At 59.4% G+C, this 19,881-nt stretch carries 20 protein-coding genes; 14 read left to right on the forward strand and 6 right to left on the reverse strand.

Translation table 11 applies throughout. The features are described from left to right. Nucleotides 1-26: 26 nt before the first annotated feature. On the forward strand, nucleotides 27-1,073 hold the full coding sequence (gene pyrC, locus VNV36_RS09670) for a dihydroorotase (RefSeq protein WP_325717568.1): 1,047 nt from the start codon (nucleotides 27-29) through the stop codon (nucleotides 1,071-1,073). Then, the gene (rnt, locus tag VNV36_RS09675) at nucleotides 1,070-1,747 is read left to right on the forward strand and encodes a ribonuclease T (protein WP_325717569.1); all 678 of its coding nucleotides are present in this window, start codon (nucleotides 1,070-1,072) and stop codon (nucleotides 1,745-1,747) included. The genes pyrC and rnt overlap by 4 nt, the downstream gene beginning before the upstream one ends. A 73-nt stretch (nucleotides 1,748-1,820) precedes the next feature. On the opposite strand, the gene VNV36_RS09680 is transcribed toward rnt, so the two are convergent. Continuing rightward, nucleotides 1,821-2,423, reverse strand: a complete 603-nt coding sequence (locus VNV36_RS09680) for a peroxiredoxin (protein ID WP_003227723.1) — start codon at nucleotides 2,421-2,423, stop codon at nucleotides 1,821-1,823. A gap of 312 nt (nucleotides 2,424-2,735) precedes the next feature. Between VNV36_RS09680 and VNV36_RS09685 the strand changes: the two genes are divergently transcribed. Further along, nucleotides 2,736-2,954 carry a bacterioferritin-associated ferredoxin gene (locus VNV36_RS09685; protein ID WP_007953193.1) on the forward strand — a complete coding sequence of 73 codons (219 nt, stop codon included), beginning with the start codon at nucleotides 2,736-2,738 and terminating at the stop codon, nucleotides 2,952-2,954. Between the two features lie 201 nt (nucleotides 2,955-3,155). After that, nucleotides 3,156-3,629 carry a bacterioferritin gene (gene bfr / locus VNV36_RS09690; protein ID WP_042607368.1) on the forward strand — a complete coding sequence of 158 codons (474 nt, stop codon included), beginning with the start codon at nucleotides 3,156-3,158 and terminating at the stop codon, nucleotides 3,627-3,629. 174 nt (nucleotides 3,630-3,803) lie between these two features. Here bfr and grxD read toward each other — a convergent pair whose 3' ends face one another. From grxD to plzR, 3 genes are all read right to left on the reverse strand, one after another. Next, entirely contained in the window at nucleotides 3,804-4,145 is a 342-nt protein-coding gene (gene grxD / locus VNV36_RS09695) for a Grx4 family monothiol glutaredoxin (protein WP_325717570.1), read from the reverse strand. 97 nt (nucleotides 4,146-4,242) lie between these two features. Next, a complete protein-coding gene (locus VNV36_RS09700; RefSeq protein ID WP_325717571.1) occupies nucleotides 4,243-6,348 on the reverse strand; it encodes a molybdopterin oxidoreductase family protein in 2,106 nt (701 codons plus the stop codon). A 134-nt stretch (nucleotides 6,349-6,482) separates the two neighbouring features. Continuing rightward, nucleotides 6,483-6,773: a PlzR type 4 pili assembly inhibitor gene (plzR, locus tag VNV36_RS09705; RefSeq protein ID WP_042607370.1), complete on the reverse strand. Its 291-nt coding sequence runs from the start codon at nucleotides 6,771-6,773 to the stop codon at nucleotides 6,483-6,485. Nucleotides 6,774-7,177: 404 nt separating this feature from the next. On the opposite strand from plzR, the gene argF reads away from it, so the two are divergent. Both argF and VNV36_RS09715 read left to right on the forward strand, forming a co-directional pair. Further along, on the forward strand, nucleotides 7,178-8,098 hold the full coding sequence (argF, locus tag VNV36_RS09710; protein WP_325717572.1) for an ornithine carbamoyltransferase: 921 nt from the start codon (nucleotides 7,178-7,180) through the stop codon (nucleotides 8,096-8,098). Continuing rightward, the gene (locus tag VNV36_RS09715) at nucleotides 8,095-9,204 is read left to right on the forward strand and encodes an ABC transporter ATP-binding protein (protein ID WP_325717573.1); all 1,110 of its coding nucleotides are present in this window, start codon (nucleotides 8,095-8,097) and stop codon (nucleotides 9,202-9,204) included. Before argF ends, VNV36_RS09715 begins: the two co-directional genes overlap by 4 nt. Nucleotides 9,205-9,323: 119 nt before the next feature. Here the strand turns inward: VNV36_RS09715 and VNV36_RS09720 are convergent, their stop codons facing one another. Then, nucleotides 9,324-10,106: a PhzF family protein gene (locus tag VNV36_RS09720; protein ID WP_325717574.1), complete on the reverse strand. Its 783-nt coding sequence runs from the start codon at nucleotides 10,104-10,106 to the stop codon at nucleotides 9,324-9,326. A gap of 99 nt (nucleotides 10,107-10,205) precedes the next feature. Beyond that, nucleotides 10,206-10,676: a Cys-tRNA(Pro) deacylase gene (ybaK, locus tag VNV36_RS09725; RefSeq protein ID WP_325717575.1), complete on the reverse strand. Its 471-nt coding sequence runs from the start codon at nucleotides 10,674-10,676 to the stop codon at nucleotides 10,206-10,208. A 350-nt stretch (nucleotides 10,677-11,026) separates the two neighbouring features. Here ybaK and VNV36_RS09730 point away from each other — a divergent pair, with 350 nt between their 5' ends. The 8 genes from VNV36_RS09730 to VNV36_RS09765 all read left to right on the forward strand — a co-directional run bounded on the left by VNV36_RS09730 (nucleotide 11,027) and on the right by VNV36_RS09765 (nucleotide 19,785). Further along, nucleotides 11,027-11,878 carry an MIP/aquaporin family protein gene (locus VNV36_RS09730; RefSeq protein ID WP_325717576.1) on the forward strand — a complete coding sequence of 284 codons (852 nt, stop codon included), beginning with the start codon at nucleotides 11,027-11,029 and terminating at the stop codon, nucleotides 11,876-11,878. Between the two features lie 77 nt (nucleotides 11,879-11,955). Further along, complete coding sequence (gene glpK / locus VNV36_RS09735) at nucleotides 11,956-13,458, forward strand: glycerol kinase GlpK (protein WP_325717577.1); 1,503 nt, start codon at nucleotides 11,956-11,958, stop codon at nucleotides 13,456-13,458. Between the two features lie 95 nt (nucleotides 13,459-13,553). Then, a complete protein-coding gene (locus tag VNV36_RS09740) occupies nucleotides 13,554-14,309 on the forward strand; it encodes a DeoR/GlpR family transcriptional regulator (RefSeq protein WP_101162134.1) in 756 nt (251 codons plus the stop codon). A 248-nt stretch (nucleotides 14,310-14,557) separates the two neighbouring features. Continuing rightward, a complete protein-coding gene (gene glpD, locus VNV36_RS09745; RefSeq protein ID WP_325717578.1) occupies nucleotides 14,558-16,093 on the forward strand; it encodes a glycerol-3-phosphate dehydrogenase in 1,536 nt (511 codons plus the stop codon). A 426-nt stretch (nucleotides 16,094-16,519) separates the two neighbouring features. After that, nucleotides 16,520-17,434, forward strand: coding sequence for a glutamate/aspartate ABC transporter substrate-binding protein (locus tag VNV36_RS09750; RefSeq protein ID WP_325717579.1), 915 nt, complete (start codon nucleotides 16,520-16,522; stop codon nucleotides 17,432-17,434). A gap of 202 nt (nucleotides 17,435-17,636) precedes the next feature. Beyond that, complete coding sequence (locus VNV36_RS09755; protein WP_056790046.1) at nucleotides 17,637-18,383, forward strand: amino acid ABC transporter permease; 747 nt, start codon at nucleotides 17,637-17,639, stop codon at nucleotides 18,381-18,383. Then, the gene (locus VNV36_RS09760; RefSeq protein ID WP_016773391.1) at nucleotides 18,383-19,054 is read left to right on the forward strand and encodes an amino acid ABC transporter permease; all 672 of its coding nucleotides are present in this window, start codon (nucleotides 18,383-18,385) and stop codon (nucleotides 19,052-19,054) included. Before VNV36_RS09755 ends, VNV36_RS09760 begins: the two co-directional genes overlap by 1 nt. Continuing rightward, entirely contained in the window at nucleotides 19,051-19,785 is a 735-nt protein-coding gene (locus VNV36_RS09765; protein ID WP_016773390.1) for an amino acid ABC transporter ATP-binding protein, read from the forward strand. Before VNV36_RS09760 ends, VNV36_RS09765 begins: the two co-directional genes overlap by 4 nt. Nucleotides 19,786-19,881: the final 96 nt, after the last annotated feature.

Raw genomic sequence — 19,881 nt, forward strand, 5'->3', positions numbered from 1 at the left:
CAGTTTGACCCGCCTGGAATTCCCTCATGTCCGACCGCCTGACCCTGCTGCGTCCCGACGACTGGCACATTCATCTTCGCGATGGTGCCGTGTTGACCAATACCGTTGCCGATGTGGCCCGCACCTTCGGGCGCGCCATCATCATGCCAAACCTGGTACCGCCGGTGCGCAACGCCGCCGAAGCCGACGGCTATCGTCAGCGCATTCTCGCTGCCCGCCCGGCCGGCAGTCAGTTCGAGCCGTTGATGGTGCTGTACCTGACCGATCGCACCCAACCGGAAGAAATTCGTCAGGCCAAGGCCAGCGGTTTCGTGTACGCCGCCAAGCTGTACCCGGCCGGCGCGACCACCAACTCCGATTCCGGCGTGACCAGCATCGACAAGATTTTCCCGGCGCTGGAAGCCATGGCCGAAGTCGGCATGCCGCTGTTGATCCACGGTGAAGTCACCCGTGGCGATGTCGACGTGTTCGACCGCGAAAAGATTTTCATCGATGAGCACATGCGCCGCGTGGTCGAGCGTTTCCCCACGCTGAAAGTGGTGTTCGAACACATCACCACCGGCGACGCCGTGCAATTCGTCAACGAGGCTGCGGCCAACGTCGGCGCGACCATCACTGCGCATCACTTGCTGTACAACCGCAACCACATGCTGGTGGGCGGGATCCGGCCACACTTCTACTGCCTGCCGATCCTCAAGCGCAATACTCACCAGGAAGCCTTGCTCGACGCCGCCACCAGCGGCAGCGCGAAGTTTTTCCTCGGTACCGACTCGGCGCCCCATGCCCAGCATGCCAAGGAAGCCGCCTGCGGCTGCGCCGGCTGCTACACCGCCTACGCCGCCATCGAGATGTACGCCGAAGCGTTCGAACAGCGTAACGCGCTGGACAAACTCGAAGCGTTCGCCAGCCTCAACGGCCCGCGCTTCTACGGCCTGCCGGCAAACACCGATCGCATCACCCTGGTTCGCGAAGAATGGACCGCCCCCACCAGTCTGCCATTTGGCGAGCTGACCGTTATCCCGCTGCGCGCCGGTGAAAAACTGCGCTGGCGCCTGCTGGAGGAACACGCGTGAGTGAAGACCATTTCGACGATGAGCTGGACGGTCAAGGTGGTGGCGGCGGTTCCCGCCATCCGATGGCAGCGCGTTTTCGCGGCTACCTGCCGGTTGTCGTCGACGTAGAAACCGGTGGCTTCAACGCGGCCACCGATGCCTTGCTGGAGATTGCCGCGACCACCATCGCCATGGATGAAAAGGGTTTCGTCTACCCGGATCACACCTACTTTTTCCGCGTCGAACCGTTCGAAGGCGCCAATGTTGAAGCGGCGGCGCTGGAGTTTACCGGGATCAAGCTCGATCATCCGCTGCGCATGGCCGTCAGCGAGGAAACCGCACTGACCGACATCTTCCGTGGCATCCGCAAAGCGCTGAAGGCCAACGGCTGCAAGCGGGCGATTCTGGTCGGGCACAACAGCAGCTTCGACCTGGGCTTCCTCAACGCAGCGGTCGCGCGCCTGGACATGAAGCGCAACCCGTTCCACCCGTTCTCCAGCTTCGACACCGCGACCCTGGCGGGTCTGGCGTACGGGCAAACCGTGCTGGCGAAAGCCTGTCAGGCCGCTGGCATCGATTTCGATGGCCGTGAAGCGCACTCGGCGCGTTACGACACCGAGAAGACCGCTGAGCTGTTCTGCGGCATCGTCAATCGCTGGAAACAGATGGGCGGTTGGGAAGATTTCGACGACTGATCCCCGTCGGATAAATCCTGCGCATAAAAAAACCGGCCACATGGGCCGGTTTTTTGTACCTCGACGTTGCGCCTTACAGGGCAGCAGCATTCTCGGTCAGGTAAGCCGCAACGCCTTCTGGCGAAGCGTTCATGCCTTTGTCGCCTTTCTTCCAGTTGGCCGGGCAGACTTCGCCGTGCTCTTCGTGGAATTGCAGCGCGTCGACCAGACGGATCAGCTCTTCCATGTTACGGCCCAGCGGCAGGTCGTTGATGATCTGCGAGCGAACCACGCCTTTGTCGTCGATCAGGAACGCGCCACGGAAAGCCACGCCGCCTTCGGATTCAACGTCGTAAGCCTTGGCGATGTCGTGCTTCATGTCGGCAGCCATGGTGTATTTCACCTGACCGATGCCGCCATTGTTGACCGGGGTGTTGCGCCAGGCGTTGTGGGTGAAGTGCGAATCGATCGACACAGCGATCACTTCAACGTTGCGTGCCTTGAAGTCAGCCATGCGGTTGTCCAGAGCGATCAGCTCGGACGGGCAGACGAAGGTGAAGTCCAATGGATAGAAGAACACCAGGCCGTATTTGCCTTTGATGGCCGAGGACAGGGTGAAGCTGTCAACGATCTCGCCATTGCCGAGTACGGCCGGGACGGTGAAGTCTGGGGCTTGTTTGCCTACGAGTACGCTCATTGATATCTCCTGGTGTAAAAACTTGAAGTTCAGGGTCCGGGCCAGCCTGCCACCCTCAGGCGACAGCCCTGTGACACGAACCCTCTTCGCAAGGGACGACCATCATACACTGCGTGTTTGGCCTGTCCGTAATGGATTTTCCATGTTCGGCTCTCCACTGCGTATTCGTGGGGCCACGCGAGCCGTTGTGAAATACCGTTCGTCAGGCACGGGCAAATAGGCTGCGAAGCGTTCCGAAAGCACTTTGACAATCATTCTCGTTAACATTAAGATCCATCGCAATTGAGTCACAACCAGCGACGGTTCTTACTTATGTATGTTTGCCTCTGCACTGGCGTCACCGACGGACAGATCCGCGAAGCGATCTATGAAGGTTGCTGCAGCTACAAAGAAGTTCGCCAGGCTACCGGCGTCGCCAGCCAGTGCGGCAAATGCGCCTGCCTTGCCAAGGAAGTGGTGCGTGAGACCCTGACCAAGCTGCAAACGGCGCAGGCCGCGATTCCTTACCCGGCAGAATTTACCGCCGCGTAATACTCCCCATTTTAAAGAACCGGACTTCGTGTCCGGTTTTTTTATGCCTGAAAATCAATTGCTTAGCGCGCAGACGCGGAACACAAACATTCTTATTCCGATTAATTTTCATTTATTATTCAATAACTTAGGTTTGACACTTATAACTGCCAAGCTCAAACTCCGCTTTATATACAGTTAATACAGGGCAGGACTCCGATCATGAAAGGCGACATTACCGTCATCCAGCATCTCAACAAGATCCTCGCCAATGAGCTGGTCGCGATCAATCAGTACTTTCTGCATGCGCGCATGTACGAAGATTGGGGTCTGAACAAGCTCGGCAAGCACGAATACAAAGAATCCATCGACGAGATGAAACACGCGGACAAGCTGATCAAGCGCATCCTGTTCCTTGAAGGCCTGCCAAACGTGCAGGATCTGGGCAAGCTGCACATCGGCGAACACACCCGCGAAATGCTCGAATGCGACCTGCGCATCGAAAAGACCGGCCACGCTGACCTGAAAGCCGCCATCGCCCATTGCGAAACTGTTGGCGACTTCGGCAGCCGTGAACTGCTCGAAGATATTCTCGAGTCGGAAGAAGAGCACATCGACTGGCTGGAAACCCAGCTCGGCCTGATCGACAAGATCGGTCTGGAAAACTATCTGCAATCGCAGATGGGCGAGGAGTAGGAGCTGTCGAGTGAAACGAGGCTGCGATCTTCATCGATTTCAGCCTTGACACTCAGTCATCTCATATAACCAACAAAAAGCCCCGCCCTCTCACGAGGTGCGGGGCTTTTTTTTGGCCGAAGATCAAAAGATCGCAGCCTCGTTTCACTCGACAGCTCCTACAGGAGACGCGAATCAGGCTTCGGCCTTGTTCGCCGCTGCCGCTTCGACAGCAGCCTTGATGGTGCTTTGCAGCGAACCGTCTGCAGACATCTCGGTCATGATATCGCTGCCACCGATCAGCTCACCGCCGACCCACAGCTGCGGGAAAGTCGGCCAGTTGGCGTACTTTGGCAGGTTGGCGCGGATTTCCGGGTTCTGCAGGATGTCCACGTACGCGAACTTTTCACCACAGGCCATCACAGCCTGCGCAGCTTTTGCGGAGAAGCCGCACTGCGGGGCATTCGGCGAGCCTTTCATGTAAAGCAGAATGGTGTTGTTGGCAATCTGCTCTTTAATCGTTTCGATGATATCCATGGAGCACCTCGGCTGAACTTTCCGACTCAGAGGTCGGCACGGTGGCGCATTGTAACGCAATCCCTAGCGCCATGCTCGGTCTCCCCGACTGACCTGCTCAAGCCGCCGCTACCGTCACTGGTACGCCATTGAGCGCCGCGTTGCCCGACAGCTCGTCGAGCTGGCACTCATCGGTCAGGTCGTTGGCGCTCGACCCCGGCTGACCGCTGGCGATCGCCATCTGCACGCCCGGGCGCGCGTGACCCCAACCATGCGGCAGACTGACCACGCCTTTCATCATGTCGAGACTGGCGAGCACTTCCACCTCGATCTGCCCGACCCGCGAGCTGACCCGGACCAGTTGCCCATCAACCAGACCACGGCTGGCCAGATCATCCGGGTGCATCAGCAATTGATGGCGCGGCTTGCCCTTCACCAGCCGATGAAAATTATGCATCCACGAATTGTTGCTGCGCACATGGCGACGGCCGATCATCAACAATTCATCGGCAGCCGGTGCCTGTAACGCGGCAAAGCGTGCGAGGTCGGCGAGAATCTCCGGTGGCGCGGCTTGAACATGCTGATTCGGCGTTTTCAAACGTGACGCCAGATTTGGTTTCAGCGCCCCCAGATCGACACCGTGCGGATGATCGTACAGCGTCGCCAGCGACAGCTTGTGCTCAGACGCATCACCATAACGGCCCATGCGCAAACCCATGTCGATCATCTGCGCCGGCGGCATGGTCGGTTTCAAATCCTTGCCGGTCTTCCCGGCGAAGGCTTTGGCCAGGCCGACGAAGATCTCCCAATCATGCAAAGCCCCCTCAGGCTTGGCGAGGATCGCTCGGTTGAAGCGGGTCACGTTACGCACCGCAAACAGGTTGAAAGTGGTGTCGTAGTGATCGTTTTCCAGCGCCGACGTCGACGGCAGGATCAGGTCGGCATAGCGTGTGGTTTCGTTGATGTACAAATCGATGCTGAGCATGAAGTCGAGACCATCCAGCGCCTGCTCCAGCTGCCGGCCATTGGGCGTCGACAACACCGGATTGCCGGCCACGGTGATCAGCGCACGGATCTGCCCTTCGCCTTCGGTGAGCATCTCTTCGGCCAGCGCCGACACCGGCAACTCGCCGCCATACTCGGGCCGGCCGGAGACACGGCTCTGCCACTTGTTGAAATGCCCGCCGGAGGTCGACGCCACCAGATCCACCGCCGGCTCGGTGCACAGCGCGCCGCCGACGCGGTCAAGATTGCCGGTGACCAGGTTGATCAACTGCACCACCCAGTGACACAAGGTGCCGAAGGCTTGGGTCGAAACGCCCATGCGGCCATAGCAGACGGCGCTCGGCGCGGCAGCGAAATCACGGGCCAGTTGGCGGATCTGCTCGGCAGGTACGGAGCAGAGCGGGCTCATGGCTTCGGCGGTGAATGCCGCCACGGCGCTGCGCACCTCGTCGAGGCCATCGACCGGCAAATGGCTGTCGCGGGTCAGGCCTTCGCTGAACAAGGTGTTGAGCATGCCGAACAACAGCGCCGCATCGCCACCCGGGCGAATGAATACATGCTGATCGGCCATCGCCGCGGTTTCGCTGCGCCGTGGGTCGACTACCACCACTTTGCCGCCGCGCGCCTGAATCGCTTTCAGGCGTTTCTCGACATCCGGCACGGTCATGATGCTGCCGTTGGAGGCCAATGGATTACCGCCCAGGATCAACATGAAATCAGTCTGATCGATGTCCGGAATCGGCAGCAGCAAGCCGTGGCCGTACATCAGGTAGCTGCTGAGGTGATGGGGCAATTGATCGACCGAGGTCGCCGAGTAGCGATTGCGCGTCTTCAGCAAACCAAGGAAATAATTGCTGTGGGTCATCAGCCCGTAATTGTGCACGCTCGGGTTGCCCTGATAGACCGCCACCGCGTTTTGCCCATGACGCTCCTGAATCGCCGCCAGCTTCTCGGCCACCAGCGCAAACGCCTCGTCCCACTCGATGGGCAGCCATTCACTGCCGACCCGGCGCATCGGCTGGCGCAGGCGATCCGGATCATTCTGGATGTCCTGCAGGGCCACGGCTTTCGGGCAGATATGGCCGCGACTGAAGGTATCAAGGGCATCGCCCTTGATCGAGGTGATCGCGACGTTGCCATCGATTTGCGTGGTTTCGATGGTCAGGCCGCAAATGGCTTCGCACAGGTGGCACGCACGGTGATGAAGAGTCTTGGTCATGGCCAGTCTCTGTCTTGTTCGGGGCAGGCACTCACGCCCGCGGGAACAAAACTATGGCCCGTGCGCTGCGCTGGCGCCAGCGACGTTCGTCTTGTGAATCGACGGTTATCAGGGCAGCCGATAAATCGCCGCAATCAGTTCGACGGCAACTGCGGCGGTGCCGCCAGCTGGATTTCCTGGATGGTTTCAATCTGCTCGTGGGCGACATGCACGCCGGTGAGTTCGCCTATCAAGCGCCAGTGCTCATCAAGCCCGGCGCTGATCGTGGCCATGCGGTCGATCATGTGCCGGCCGGCGGATTTGACTACTTCGTCCTCACTGCGCAGGAGCTCGAAGGACATCGACGTGACCGAGGCAGTGAGATGGGTCAGAGAGCGAGCCGTGTGGCCCAGCAGTTCCATTAACAGTTGTTCTTTCGATTCCATGCGGAGGCTTCCTGCGTCGCTCGAAAGTTATTTATAACCCAGCACTTTGCTTTAGCAAATGTTTCAGTCAGAACATCCGACCAAGCGAATTCGCGGCGCAGTGGTCGTAAACCGACCAAAGCCGCGCCAGCGCCGCCGCAGCGCATTGCCAAGCCTGGCGAGGCCAGTGTACAAAGAAGCTCGCTGCTGTCCTGAACCCGGCTTCAAATGCGTGACTGCAATTGCAGCTCCGCTCTGCGAATCCCGTTGAAATCGTAGCCTATTGGAAAAACGCGACATTTAGTGTCAATATCGCGCCTCCCCCTATTTCGTCGCCCCGTGCGGCTTACGCCGCAGGTCTCGCCCGTTGTTCCGTTAAACAAGGCTTTGAGCATCTGCGGTTTGTAGCAAAAAGGTAGTCAATGATGAGCGCAAGGCACTTTCTCTCCCTGATGGATTGCACGCCCGAAGAGCTGGTCAGCGTGATCCGTCGAGGCGTTGAGCTCAAGGACCTGCGTAACCGCGGCGTACTGTTCGAGCCTCTGAAAAACCGCGTGCTGGGGATGATCTTTGAAAAATCCTCGACCCGTACCCGGATCTCCTTCGAGGCCGGCATGATCCAGCTCGGTGGCCAGGCGATTTTCCTGTCCCCGCGCGACACCCAACTGGGCCGTGGCGAGCCGATCAGCGACTGCGCCATCGTCATGTCGAGCATGCTCGATGCGGTGATGATCCGCACCTTCGCCCACAGCACTCTCACCGAATTCGCCGCCAACTCGCGCGTGCCGGTAATCAACGGCCTGTCCGATGATCTGCACCCGTGCCAGTTGCTGGCCGACATGCAGACTTTCCTCGAACACCGTGGCTCGATCCAGGGCAAGACCGTGGCCTGGATCGGCGACGGCAACAATATGTGCAACAGCTATATAGAAGCGGCGATCCAGTTCGACTTCCAGTTGCGCGTCGCTTGCCCGCAAGGTTACGAGCCGAACCCTGAATTCGTCGCCAGGGCCGGCGATCGCGTGACCATCGTCCGCGATCCGCAGGACGCCGTGCGCGGTGCGCATCTGGTCAGCACCGACGTCTGGACTTCGATGGGCCAGGAAGAGGAAACTGCCAAGCGCCTCAAGCTGTTCGCACCGTTCCAGGTCAACCGTGCCCTGCTCGACCTCGCTGCCGAGGACGTGCTGTTCATGCACTGCCTGCCGGCGCACCGGGGTGAAGAAATCAGCCTCGACCTGCTCGATGACCCGCGCTCCGTCGCCTGGGATCAGGCAGAAAACCGTCTCCACGCACAGAAGGCCCTGCTCGAGTTCCTCGTCGAACCGGCATATCACCACGCATGAGCCATGAATTACTGCTGAACCTGCGCAACCTCGCTTGCGGCTATCAAGATCAACGCGTGGTGCAGAACCTCAATCTGCACCTCAACGCCGGCGACATCGGTTGCCTGCTCGGCTCGTCCGGCTGCGGCAAGACCACCACCCTGCGCGCCATTGCCGGTTTCGAGCCGGTGCACGAAGGCGAAATCACCCTCGGTGGCGAAACCCTGTCCAGCGCCGGTTTCACCCTGGCGCCGGAGAAACGCCGGATCGGCATGGTGTTCCAGGACTACGCACTGTTCCCGCACCTGAGCGTGGCCGACAACATCGCCTTCGGCATCCGCAAGCACCCGCACAAGACGCGCGTGGTCGAGGAACTGCTGGACCTGGTCAACCTGAGAAACCTCGGCAAGCGCTTTCCCCATGAGCTGTCCGGTGGCCAGCAACAACGCGTCGCCCTCGCCCGCGCACTGGCGCCGGAGCCGCAACTGTTGCTGCTCGACGAGCCGTTCTCCAACCTCGACGGCGAATTGCGCCGCAAGCTCAGCCATGAGGTGCGCGACATTCTCAAGGTTCGCGGCACCAGCGCGATTCTGGTCACCCACGATCAGGAAGAAGCCTTCGCCGTCAGCGATCACGTCGGCGTGTTCAAGGAAGGTCGACTGGAGCAGTGGGACACACCCTATAACCTTTATCACGAACCGGCGACGCCTTATGTCGCCAGTTTCATTGGTCAGGGGTATTTCATTCGCGGTCAGCTCTCCAGCCCGGAATCGGTACAGACCGAACTGGGCGAACTGCGCGGCAATCGCGCTTACACCTGGCCGATTGGCGGTGCGGTGGATGTGCTGCTGCGTCCGGACGACATCGTTTACGCACCGGACAGCGCACTGAAGGCGCAGATTGTCGGCAAGACATTTCTGGGCGCGGCGACCCTGTATCGCCTGCAACTGCCAACTGGCGCGCAGCTGGAATCGATCTTCCCCAGCCACGCTGATCATCTGATTGGCGCGCAGGTGGGGATTCGAGTAGCGGCGGATCACTTGGTGCTGTTCCAGGCATCCGGCAGCACCGCGGCGCAGATTCCAGCGGTGGAAAACGGCGTGCGCCGATTCAGCACCAGCCTTTGATCCAACACATATCCCTGTAGGAGCTGCCGAAGGCTGCGATCTTTTGATCTTGATCTTGATCTTGATCTTGAAGATCAAAAGATCGCAGCCTTCGGCAGCTCCTACAGGGGGGATTGCGGCTAGCTCAGATGCAGGGTACTGCTGGCAACCAGCGTCGCATTGCCGCCAATCTTCACTCGCTCACCTTCCAGCCGACAGAACAACTCGCCGCCCCTTGCCGAGCGCTGGCACGCGGTCAGGTTCGACTTGCCCAGGCGCTTGGCCCAGTAAGGAATCAGGCTGCAATGCGTCGAACCGGTCACAGGGTCTTCATTGATGCCGATCGCCGGGGCGAAATAGCGCGAGACGAAGTCATGCTGATTGCCGCGCGCGGTGACGATTGCGCCCAGCCACGGCAGCTTCGCCAGCGCCGCCATGTCGGGTTTGCAGTCGAGCACGGCCTGTTCTGACTCCAGCACCACAAACAGCTCGTTGGAGCCGAGCACATCAACCGCCTCAACACCGAGCGCCCTCTCTACATCCAGCGTCACGCCGATTTCCGAGGGGATGATCGTCGGGAAATCCAGCCATAGTCGATCACCTTCACGGCTGACACTCAACGGGCCGGACTTGCAGGTGAAGTCGATGCGCTCGGCGCTTTCCTTATAGATTTCGAACAGTACAAACGCGCTGGCCAGGGTCGCATGCCCGCACAGCGGCACTTCAGTAGTCGGGGTGAACCAGCGGATATGCCAGGCCTGTCCTTCACGCACCAGAAACGCAGTTTCCGCCAGATTGTGTTCAGCGGCGATCTTCTGCATCAATTCATCGGCCAGCCAGCTGTCGAGCCGATAGACCATCGCCGGGTTGCCACTGAATGGCCGATCACTGAACGCATCGACCTGATGAAACGCAAGCTGCATAAATTTCTCCCTGAATTGGTGATCAGAGCATGTAACGCCTGGCGGGGTCAGTGCCAGTGACAGAAGCGCAGTTTTTTCTTCATACAGCCGGCGCCCGGATCAAGGCCGACCGATGTCGGCGAACTTTGCCTGGGTGTGCTCAGCCAGCACCGCTGGTGCCAATTCCACTTCCAGTCCCCGCCGCCCGGCGCTGACATAGATAGTCGCAAAACCCTGGGCGGAATTATCGATGAAGGTACGCAGGCGTTTCTTCTGCCCCAGCGGACTGATACCGCCCAGCAGGTAGCCAGTGGAACGTTGCGCCGCCGCCGGGTCGGCCATTTCGGCTTTTTTCACTCCGGCGGCGTGGGCCAGTCCCTTGAGATCGAGACTTCCGACGACCGGCACCACCGCCACCAGCAACTCGCCTTTTTCACTGGCGGCCAGCAGCGTCTTGAACACCTGTGCCGGCTCCAGCGCGAGTTTCTCCGCAGCCTCCAGTCCGTAGGACGCGGCCTTCGGATCATGTTCGTAACTGTGCACGCGATGTTCGGCACGAACTTTTTTCAACAAGTCCAACGCGGGGGTCATGGCAGCTCCGGGTTCGGCGATGACAGAAAAAACCTGCGGCCGATTCTAGGCCAACACTGAGCAAAAGGCTCTATCTCCGCCCGCTATTCCCGTGGCCTGAAGGTCTATTGGGCGCACGTTCGCACTGATCATTCATGCAGCGAATAGTTTTATTGTGACCGACGGTTCACTTTCGACCTTTGACAGGTTTGTTTCTTGTCTATATTTTTTCGAATCTGAATAATGTAAGAATTATGGTCACCGCAGTACCCAGCAGTAACCCGGGAACCGAATGGGGATTCCAACCCGGTGAAGATCGCGCCTTGCTCCGTTGGCAACGCGCCACACAAGAAAAAAAACCGAGGTTTTCAATGACAGCTGCTTTACCGCAACCATCGCTTTCCGGCCAATGCATGGCCGAGTTTCTGGGCACCGCCCTGCTGATCTTCTTCGGCACCGGCTGTGTCGCCGCGCTCAAAGTCGCGGGCGCCAGCTTCGGCCTGTGGGAAATCAGCATCATCTGGGGGGTCGGCGTGAGCATGGCGATCTACCTCACCGCCGGGGTTTCCGGCGCGCACCTGAACCCGGCCGTGAGCATTGCGCTGGCAATTTTCGCTGACTTCGACAAGCGCAAATTGCCCTTCTACATTCTTTCGCAAATCGCCGGCGCCTTCTGCGGCGCGCTGCTGGTCTACACGCTGTACAGCAACCTGTTCTTCGATTTCGAACAAACCCACCAGATGGTCCGTGGTTCGGCCGCGAGCCTTGAACTGGCGTCGGTGTTCTCCACCTACCCCAATCCTGTGCTGTCGACAGCGCAGGCGTTCCTCGTCGAGATGATCATCACCGCAATCCTGATGGGCGTGATCATGGCTTTGACCGATGACAACAACGGTCTGCCACGCGGCCCGATGGCACCGCTGCTGATCGGCTTGCTGATTGCCGTGATCGGCAGTGCGATGGGCCCGCTGACCGGTTTCGCGATGAACCCGGCGCGTGACTTCGGTCCGAAACTGATGACTTTCTTTACCGGCTGGGGTGAAATTTCCTTCACCGGTGGACGTGATATTCCGTATTTCCTGATTCCGATTTTTGCACCGATTGTCGGTGCCTGCCTCGGCGCTGCCGGGTATCGCGGGCTGATTGCCCGTCACCTGACCGGCGCCACACCTGCTACAAAGGATGCAGAACCGGCCATTGACGGCAAACCAAGAACTTCTTGAAACAGTCGGCGCCGGCTCCTGCCCGATAGAGCCTGCGCCCCGGCCCACTCTCCCTTTTTTCGTCCAAGGCAATCGACATGACCGACATTCAGAACAAGAACTACATCATTGCCCTCGATCAGGGTACGACCAGCTCTCGCGCCATCATTTTCGACCGCGATGCGAACGTGGTCTGCACCGCCCAGCGTGAATTCGTTCAGCATTACCCGCAGGCCGGTTGGGTCGAGCATGACCCGATGGAAATCTTCGCTACCCAGAGCGCGGTGATGGTTGAAGCGCTGGCACAGGCCGGTCTGCATCATGATCAGGTGGCCGCGATCGGTATCACCAACCAGCGTGAAACCACCGTGGTCTGGGACAAGACCACTGGCCGCCCGGTGTATAACGCGATCGTCTGGCAGTGCCGCCGCAGCACCGAGATCTGCCAGCAGCTCAAGCGCGATGGCCACGAAGACTACATCCGCGACACCACCGGTCTGGTCACCGACCCGTACTTCTCCGGCACCAAGCTGAAGTGGATTCTCGACAATGTCGAAGGCAGCCGCGAGCGTGCACGCAACGGCGAACTGCTGTTCGGCACCGTCGATAGTTGGCTGATCTGGAAATTCACCGGCGGCAAAGTGCACGTCACCGATTACACCAACGCCTCGCGTACCATGCTCTTCAACATCCACTCGCTGGAGTGGGATTCGAAGATGCTGGAAATCCTCGACATCCCGCGCGAAATGCTCCCGCAAGTCAAAGCCTCCTCGGAAATCTACGGTCGCACCAAGAGCGGCATCGCCATCGGCGGTATCGCCGGCGACCAGCAGGCCGCGCTGTTCGGGCAGATGTGCGTCGAGCCGGGCCAGGCAAAAAACACCTACGGCACCGGTTGCTTCCTGCTGATGAACACCGGCGACAAAGCGGTGAAGTCCCAGCACGGCATGCTTACCACTATCGCCTGCGGCCCGCGCGGCGAAGTTGCCTATGCCCTCGAAGGTGCAGTGTTCAACGGTGGTTCGACCGTGCAGTGGCTGCGCGATGAGCTGAAAATCGTCAACGACGCCCACGACACCGAATACTTCGCCAACAAGGTCAAGGACAGCAACGGCGTTTATCTGGTGCCGGCCTTCACCGGCCTCGGCGCACCGTACTGGGATCCGTACGCCCGTGGCGCCCTGTTCGGCCTGACTCGCGGCGTGCGCGTCGATCACATCATCCGTGCTGCACTGGAGTCGATCGCCTACCAGACCCGCGATGTGCTCGACGCCATGCAACAGGACTCCGGCGAACGCCTCAAGGCCCTGCGTGTGGACGGCGGTGCGGTGGCCAACAACTTCCTCATGCAGTTCCAGGCCGACATCCTCGGCACCCAGGTCGAGCGCCCGCAAATGCGCGAAACCACCGCACTCGGCGCCGCCTATCTGGCGGGCCTGGCCTGCGGTTTCTGGGGCAGCCTGGAAGAACTGCGTGGTAAAGCGGTCATCGAGCGCGAGTTCGAGCCGAGCCTGGACGAAGTCGCGAAAGAGAAGCTGTACAAAGGCTGGAAGAAAGCCGTCAGCCGCACCCGTGACTGGGCGCGTGAGGACGCTGAATAAGCCAGTCTGAGGACTGGCTAAAGCTGGAAACTGGTCGGGAGGAGATTCCTGCGGCATCATGGGCAAATTTTGCACGGCAGCCCAAAGGAAGCCCCATGAATCTGCCTCCCCGTCAGCAGCAAATCCTCGAGCTGGTCCGCGAACGCGGCTATGTCAGCATCGAGGAAATGGCCACGCTGTTCGTTGTTACCCCGCAAACCATCCGCCGCGACATCAATCAGCTCGCGGAAGCCAATCTGCTGCGCCGCTACCATGGCGGCGCCGCCTATGATTCCAGTGTCGAAAACACCGCTTATGCCATGCGCGCCGATCAGATGCGCGATGAAAAACAACGCATCGGCGAAGCCATCGCCGCGCAGATCCCCGATCACGCCTCGCTGTTCATCAACATCGGTACCACCACCGAATCGATCGCCCGCGCCCTGCTCAACCATAGCCACCTGAAAATCATCACCAACAACCTGCACGTCGCGTCGATGCTCAGTGCCAAGGATGATTTCGATGTACTGCTGACCGGCGGCAACGTACGCCGTGACGGCGGCGTGGTCGGTCAGGCGAGTGTTGATTTCATCAATCAGTTCAAGGTCGATTTCGCGCTGGTCGGCATCAGCGGTATCGACGAAGACGGCAGCCTGCTCGACTTCGATTATCAGGAAGTGCGGGTCAGCCAGGCGATCATTGCCAACGCGCGGCAGGTGATTCTGGCGGCCGACTCGAGCAAGTTCGGGCGTAACGCGATGATTCGACTGGGGCCGATCAGCCTGATTGATTGCCTGGTCACCGATCAGCAGCCGGTACCGGCGCTGGCGCAGTTGTTGAACCAGCACAAGATTCGCCTGGAAGTCGTTTAACCCCCCTCAAGATCAAAAGATCGCAGCCTTCGGCAGCTTCTACATTTGGAATGCGTTCCCCTGTAGGAGCTGCCGAAGGCTGCGATCTTTTGCTTTTCATGTTCGAAAATTTTCTTTTATCTGCCCTTCGATGAGTTTTTTCAATCGAACGTGACTGGCTGCGCGCGTCTTTATGGGCTACCATTTTCGCAAATGAACATTTATGTTCGATTTCCAATACAGAAAATCAAAAGAACCGAGGCCAGCCGATGTCCACCTCTACCTTGCGTACGCCCCCTCTCTCCGAGATCTATGACGTTGCTGTGATTGGCGGCGGGATCAATGGCGTGGGGATCGCAGCGGATGCCGCCGGTCGCGGTCTTTCGGTGTTCCTTTGCGAAAAAGACGATCTGGCCAGCCACACCTCGTCGGCCAGCAGCAAGCTGATCCACGGTGGCCTGCGCTACCTCGAACATTACGAATTCCGTTTGGTGCGTGAAGCGCTGGCCGAGCGCGAAGTGCTGCTGGCCAAGGCACCGCATATCGTCAAACCAATGCGGTTCGTTTTGCCGCACCGTCCGCACCTGCGTCCGGCGTGGATGATCCGTGCCGGCCTGTTCCTTTACGACAACCTCGGCAAGCGCGAGAAGCTGCCAGGTTCGAAAAGCCTGAAGTTCGGCGCCGACAGCGCGCTGAAAAGCGAAATCAAGAAAGGCTTCGAATACTCCGACTGCTGGGTCGACGACGCCCGGCTCGTTGTGCTCAACGCCATGGCCGCCCGTGAAAAAGGCGCCCACGTGCACACCCAGACCCGCTGCGTCAGCGCCCGCCGGACAAAAGGCCTGTGGCATCTGCACCTGGAACGCGCCGACGGCAGCCTGTTTTCGATCACCGCCAAAGCGCTGGTCAACGCCGCTGGCCCTTGGGTGGCCAAGTTCATCCGTGATGACCTGAAAATGGAATCGCCGTACGGCATCCGTCTGATTCAGGGCAGCCACGTCATCGTGCCGAAACTGTACGAAGGCGAGCACGCGCACATTCTGCAGAACGAAGATCAGCGCATCGTTTTCACCATTCCGTACCTCAATCGATTCACCCTGATCGGCACCACCGACCGCGAATACACCGGCGACCCGGCCAAAGTCGCGATCACCGAGGGTGAAACCGATTACCTGCTCAAAGTGGTCAACGCTCATTTCAAGAAGCAGCTGACCCGCGAAGACATCCTGCACAGCTACTCGGGCGTACGTCCGCTGTGCAACGACGAATCCGACAATCCGTCGGCAGTGACCCGCGATTACACCCTGGCGCTGTCGGGCAATACCGAAGAGGCGCCGCTGCTGTCGGTATTCGGCGGCAAGCTGACCACCTACCGCAAACTCGCCGAATCGGCGATGGCTCAGCTGATGCCATTCTTCACCCAGATGCGCCCGAGCTGGACGGCAACCGCTACTCTGCCCGGCGGCGAGGACATGACGACACCAGAGGCCCTGAGCGCACAGATCCGCGACAAGTTCGATTTCGTCCCGACGGAAATCGCCCGGCGCTGGGCCGTCACCTACGGCAGCCGCACCTGGCGCATGCTCGAAGGCGTGGAAACGCTGGCTGACATGGGTGAGCACATCGGCGGCGGGCTCTATACCCGCGAAGTCGATTACTTGTGCAGCGAAGAGTGGGCGACCACGGCGCACGACATTCTGTGGCGGCGTACCAAGCTGGGCTTGTTCACTACGCCGGACGAGCAGCAGAAGCTCGCTTCGTATCTGGGCAAGGTTGAGCAGAACCGCAAGATCGAGGCGGCTTGATCTTAGCGGTCAAACCAACGCCCCTGAATCGAGAGATTCAGGGGCTTTTTCGTACCTCCGGCAAGAGCCCGTTCTTTGTAGGAGTGAGCCTGCTCGCGCTAGCGGCGCATCAGGCACAGATGCTTTCCCGGAGAACCGCTATCGCAAGCATGCTCACTCCTGCAAGGGCCGCATTCGGTTTTCCGAACGCGACTCAACGGTCGATTCGGTTAACCGGATCTGACTCGCATCAAATTGCCGCCATAAAAGTTTAATAACGTTATAAAACAATACGTTAGCCAATGCAGCCTGCTCTGGCACGAGTCATGCTCTACACTCTCTCGACGAATGCCTGCTGTGCCAACACTGCAGGAGCCGTCAGGCATTCGAAGCACAAAAGGGCCGACAAACTGGCTCCATAAAAAAAACAATGTCGAGGAAAATTTGATGCGCATCGTTCCCCATATCCTGGGCGCAGCCATTGCTGCCGCTCTGATCAGCACGCCAGTTTTCGCCGCCGAGCTCACCGGCACCCTGAAGAAGATCAAAGAGTCCGGTGTCATCACCCTGGGCCACCGTGACGCCTCCATTCCGTTCTCCTACATCGCTGATGCCTCCGGCAAACCGGTCGGCTACTCCCACGATATCCAGCTGGCCATCGTCGAAGCGATCAAGAAAGACCTCGACCTGCCCAACCTGCAAGTCAAATACAACCTGGTGACCTCGCAGACCCGTATCCCGCTGGTGCAGAACGGCACCGTGGACGTCGAGTGCGGTTCGACCACCAACAACGTCGAGCGTCAGCAGCAGGTTGACTTCTCCGTCGGCATCTTCGAAATCGGTACCCGTCTGCTGTCCAAGGCTGACTCCAAGTACAAGGATTTCGACGACCTGAAAGGCAAGAACGTCGTCACCACCGCCGGCACCACCTCCGAGCGCATCCTCAAGGCGATGAATGCCGACAAGCAGATGGGCATGAACGTCATCTCCGCCAAAGACCACGGCGAGTCCTTCCAGATGCTGGAATCGGGCCGTGCCGTTGCGTTCATGATGGACGACGCCCTGCTCGCCGGCGAAGCGGCCAAGGCCAAGAAAGCCACCGACTGGGCCGTCACCGGCACGCCACAGTCGTACGAAATCTACGGCTGCATGATGCGCAAAGGCGACGCCCCCTTCAAAAAGGCTGTGGATGACGCCATCGTCGCCACCTACAAGTCGGGCGAAATCAACAAGATCTACGAGAAGTGGTTCATGCAGCCGATCCCGCCAAAAGGCCTGAACCTGAACTTCCCGATGAGCGACGAGCTCAAGAACCTGATCGCCAACCCGACCGACAAAGCGGCTGACGACAAGAAGTCCTGATTTTCTGACTAACCTTATCCCCTGAGGAGGCGCCTGCCTTTTCAGGGGATGGTCACTCCCTGCTGGCATTTTTCTGGAAACACTCGAACCGGTGGCTGTCGAGCCGATCGCGTGTGCCCGGTCTTTGAAAAGAAGACCGGGGAGGGAACGGAGTTCCCCAGGCGGGCACTTGTATATCGATCGACTCGAGGGGAGACCCTAAATGAATTACAACTGGGACTGGGGCGTGTTCTTCAAGTCCACCGGCGTGGGCAGCGAGACCTATCTCGACTGGTTCATATCCGGTCTGGGCTGGACCATCGCCATCGCCGTCGTGGCGTGGATCATCGCCCTGCTGCTCGGCTCGCTGCTGGGCATCATGCGCACCGTGCCGAACCGCATCGTATCCGGCATTGCGACCTGCTACGTCGAGCTGTTCCGTAACGTGCCGCTGCTGGTGCAGCTGTTCATCTGGTACTTTCTGGTGCCCGATCTGCTGCCGCCGGATCTGCAGGAGTGGTACAAGCAGGATCTGAACCCGACCACCTCCGCCTACCTGAGCGTTGTCGTCTGCCTTGGTCTGTTCACCGCCGCCCGTGTCTGCGAGCAAGTGCGCACCGGTATCCAGGCGCTGCCCCGTGGTCAGGAGTCCGCCGCCCGCGCGATGGGTTTCAAACTGCCGCAGATCTACTGGAATGTGCTGCTGCCTCAGGCCTACCGGATCATCATTCCGCCGCTCACCTCGGAATTTCTCAACGTGTTCAAGAACTCCTCCGTGGCGTCCTTGATCGGTTTGATGGAATTGCTGGCGCAGACCAAACAGACCGCCGAGTTCTCGGCCAACCTGTTCGAAGCGTTCACCCTGGCGACCCTGATCTATTTCACCCTCAACATGAGCCTGATGCTGCTGATGCGCCTGGTCGAGAAGAAAGTCGCCGTGCCCGGCCTGATCTCCGTGGGGGGTAAATAATGGAATTCGATTTCAGTGGCATCGTCCCGGCCATTCCCGGTTTGTGGAACGGCATGGTGATGACCCTCAAGCTGATGGCCATGGGCGTAATCGGCGGGATGATTCTCGGCACGATCCTCGCGCTGTGCCGGCTGTCGCACAACAAGTTGCTGTCGAGCATTGCCGGCGCCTACGTCAACTATTTCCGCTCGATTCCGCTGCTGCTGGTGATCACCTGGTTCTACCTGGCGGTGCCGTTCGTGCTGCGCTGGATCACCGGCGAAGACACGCCGATCGGCGCGTTCACCTCGTGCGTCGTGGCCTTCATGATGTTCGAAGCGGCGTACTTCTGCGAAATCGTCCGCGCCGGTGTGCAGTCGATTTCCAAGGGCCAGATGGGTGCCGCGCAAGCGCTGGGCATGAACTACGGGCAGATGATGCGCCTGATCATCCTGCCCCAGGCGTTCCGCAAGATGACCCCACTGCTGTTGCAGCAGAGCATCATCCTGTTCCAGGACACCTCGCTGGTCTACACCGTGGGCCTGGTGGACTTCCTCAACGCCTCGCGCGCCAGCGGCGACATCATCGGCCGCTCCAATGAGTTCCTGATTTTCGCCGGTCTCGTGTACTTCATCATCAGCTTCGCCGCCTCGCGGCTGGTCAAGCGTCTGCAAAAAAGGTTCGCCGTATGATCTCTATCAAAAACATCAACAAGTGGTATGGGGACTTCCAGGTGCTGACTGATTGCAGCACCGAGGTCAAAAAAGGCGAAGTGATCGTGGTCTGCGGCCCGTCGGGCTCCGGCAAATCGACGCTGATCAAGTGCGTCAACGCGCTTGAGCCGTTCCAGAAAGGTGATGTCGTGGTTGACGGCACCTCGATTGCCGACCCGAAAACCAACCTGCCGAAACTGCGTTCGCGGGTGGGCATGGTGTTCCAGCATTTCGAGCTGTTTCCGCACCTGACCATCACCGAAAACCTGACCATCGCGCAGATCAAGGTACTGGGCCGCAGCAAGGAAGAGGCGACCAAAAAAGGTCTGCAACTGCTTGAGCGCGTCGGCCTGTCGGCGCACGCCCACAAGCATCCGGGGCAACTCTCCGGCGGCCAGCAACAGCGTGTGGCGATTGCCCGTGCGCTGGCGATGGACCCGATCGTCATGCTGTTTGACGAACCGACCTCGGCGCTCGATCCGGAAATGGTCAACGAAGTGCTCGACGTGATGGTGCAGCTGGCCCACGAAGGCATGACCATGATGTGCGTGACCCATGAAATGGGCTTTGCGCGCAAAGTGGCCGACCGGGTGATTTTCATGGATCAGGGCAAGATCATCGAAGACTGCCCGAAGGAGGAATTCTTCGGCGATATCAGCGCCCGCTCCGAACGCGCGCAGCATTTCCTCGAGAAAATCCTGCAGCACTAAAAGCGACACCGCTCTGCCCTTTGTGGCGAGGGAGCTTGCTCCCGCTGGGTCGCGTAGCGGCCCCAAAACCTGCCAATGCAATCTATCTGAAACACC

This window comes from Pseudomonas sp. (genome assembly GCF_035554175.1).
GTDB lineage: Bacteria > Pseudomonadota > Gammaproteobacteria > Pseudomonadales > Pseudomonadaceae > Aquipseudomonas.

What these genes read in the sequence shown, in the direction of transcription:
- VNV36_RS09700 (WP_325717571.1), bottom strand. Translation starts at nt 6,348, where the DNA reads ATGACCAAGACTCTTCATCACCGTGCGTGCCACCTGTGCGAAGCCATT.
- VNV36_RS09715 (WP_325717573.1), top strand. Translation starts at nt 8,095, where the DNA reads ATGAGCCATGAATTACTGCTGAACCTGCGCAACCTCGCTTGCGGCTAT.
- glpK (WP_325717577.1), top strand. Translation starts at nt 11,956, where the DNA reads ATGACCGACATTCAGAACAAGAACTACATCATTGCCCTCGATCAGGGT.
- VNV36_RS09685 (WP_007953193.1), top strand. Translation starts at nt 2,736, where the DNA reads ATGTATGTTTGCCTCTGCACTGGCGTCACCGACGGACAGATCCGCGAA.
- glpD (WP_325717578.1), top strand. Translation starts at nt 14,558, where the DNA reads ATGTCCACCTCTACCTTGCGTACGCCCCCTCTCTCCGAGATCTATGAC.
- argF (WP_325717572.1), top strand. Translation starts at nt 7,178, where the DNA reads ATGAGCGCAAGGCACTTTCTCTCCCTGATGGATTGCACGCCCGAAGAG.
- VNV36_RS09755 (WP_056790046.1), top strand. Translation starts at nt 17,637, where the DNA reads ATGAATTACAACTGGGACTGGGGCGTGTTCTTCAAGTCCACCGGCGTG.
- ybaK (WP_325717575.1), bottom strand. Translation starts at nt 10,676, where the DNA reads ATGACCCCCGCGTTGGACTTGTTGAAAAAAGTTCGTGCCGAACATCGC.
- VNV36_RS09720 (WP_325717574.1), bottom strand. Translation starts at nt 10,106, where the DNA reads ATGCAGCTTGCGTTTCATCAGGTCGATGCGTTCAGTGATCGGCCATTC.
- VNV36_RS09680 (WP_003227723.1), bottom strand. Translation starts at nt 2,423, where the DNA reads ATGAGCGTACTCGTAGGCAAACAAGCCCCAGACTTCACCGTCCCGGCC.
- VNV36_RS09740 (WP_101162134.1), top strand. Translation starts at nt 13,554, where the DNA reads ATGAATCTGCCTCCCCGTCAGCAGCAAATCCTCGAGCTGGTCCGCGAA.
- VNV36_RS09750 (WP_325717579.1), top strand. Translation starts at nt 16,520, where the DNA reads ATGCGCATCGTTCCCCATATCCTGGGCGCAGCCATTGCTGCCGCTCTG.
- grxD (WP_325717570.1), bottom strand. Translation starts at nt 4,145, where the DNA reads ATGGATATCATCGAAACGATTAAAGAGCAGATTGCCAACAACACCATT.
- pyrC (WP_325717568.1), top strand. Translation starts at nt 27, where the DNA reads ATGTCCGACCGCCTGACCCTGCTGCGTCCCGACGACTGGCACATTCAT.
- VNV36_RS09765 (WP_016773390.1), top strand. Translation starts at nt 19,051, where the DNA reads ATGATCTCTATCAAAAACATCAACAAGTGGTATGGGGACTTCCAGGTG.
- VNV36_RS09760 (WP_016773391.1), top strand. Translation starts at nt 18,383, where the DNA reads ATGGAATTCGATTTCAGTGGCATCGTCCCGGCCATTCCCGGTTTGTGG.
- VNV36_RS09730 (WP_325717576.1), top strand. Translation starts at nt 11,027, where the DNA reads ATGACAGCTGCTTTACCGCAACCATCGCTTTCCGGCCAATGCATGGCC.
- bfr (WP_042607368.1), top strand. Translation starts at nt 3,156, where the DNA reads ATGAAAGGCGACATTACCGTCATCCAGCATCTCAACAAGATCCTCGCC.
- plzR (WP_042607370.1), bottom strand. Translation starts at nt 6,773, where the DNA reads ATGGAATCGAAAGAACAACTGTTAATGGAACTGCTGGGCCACACGGCT.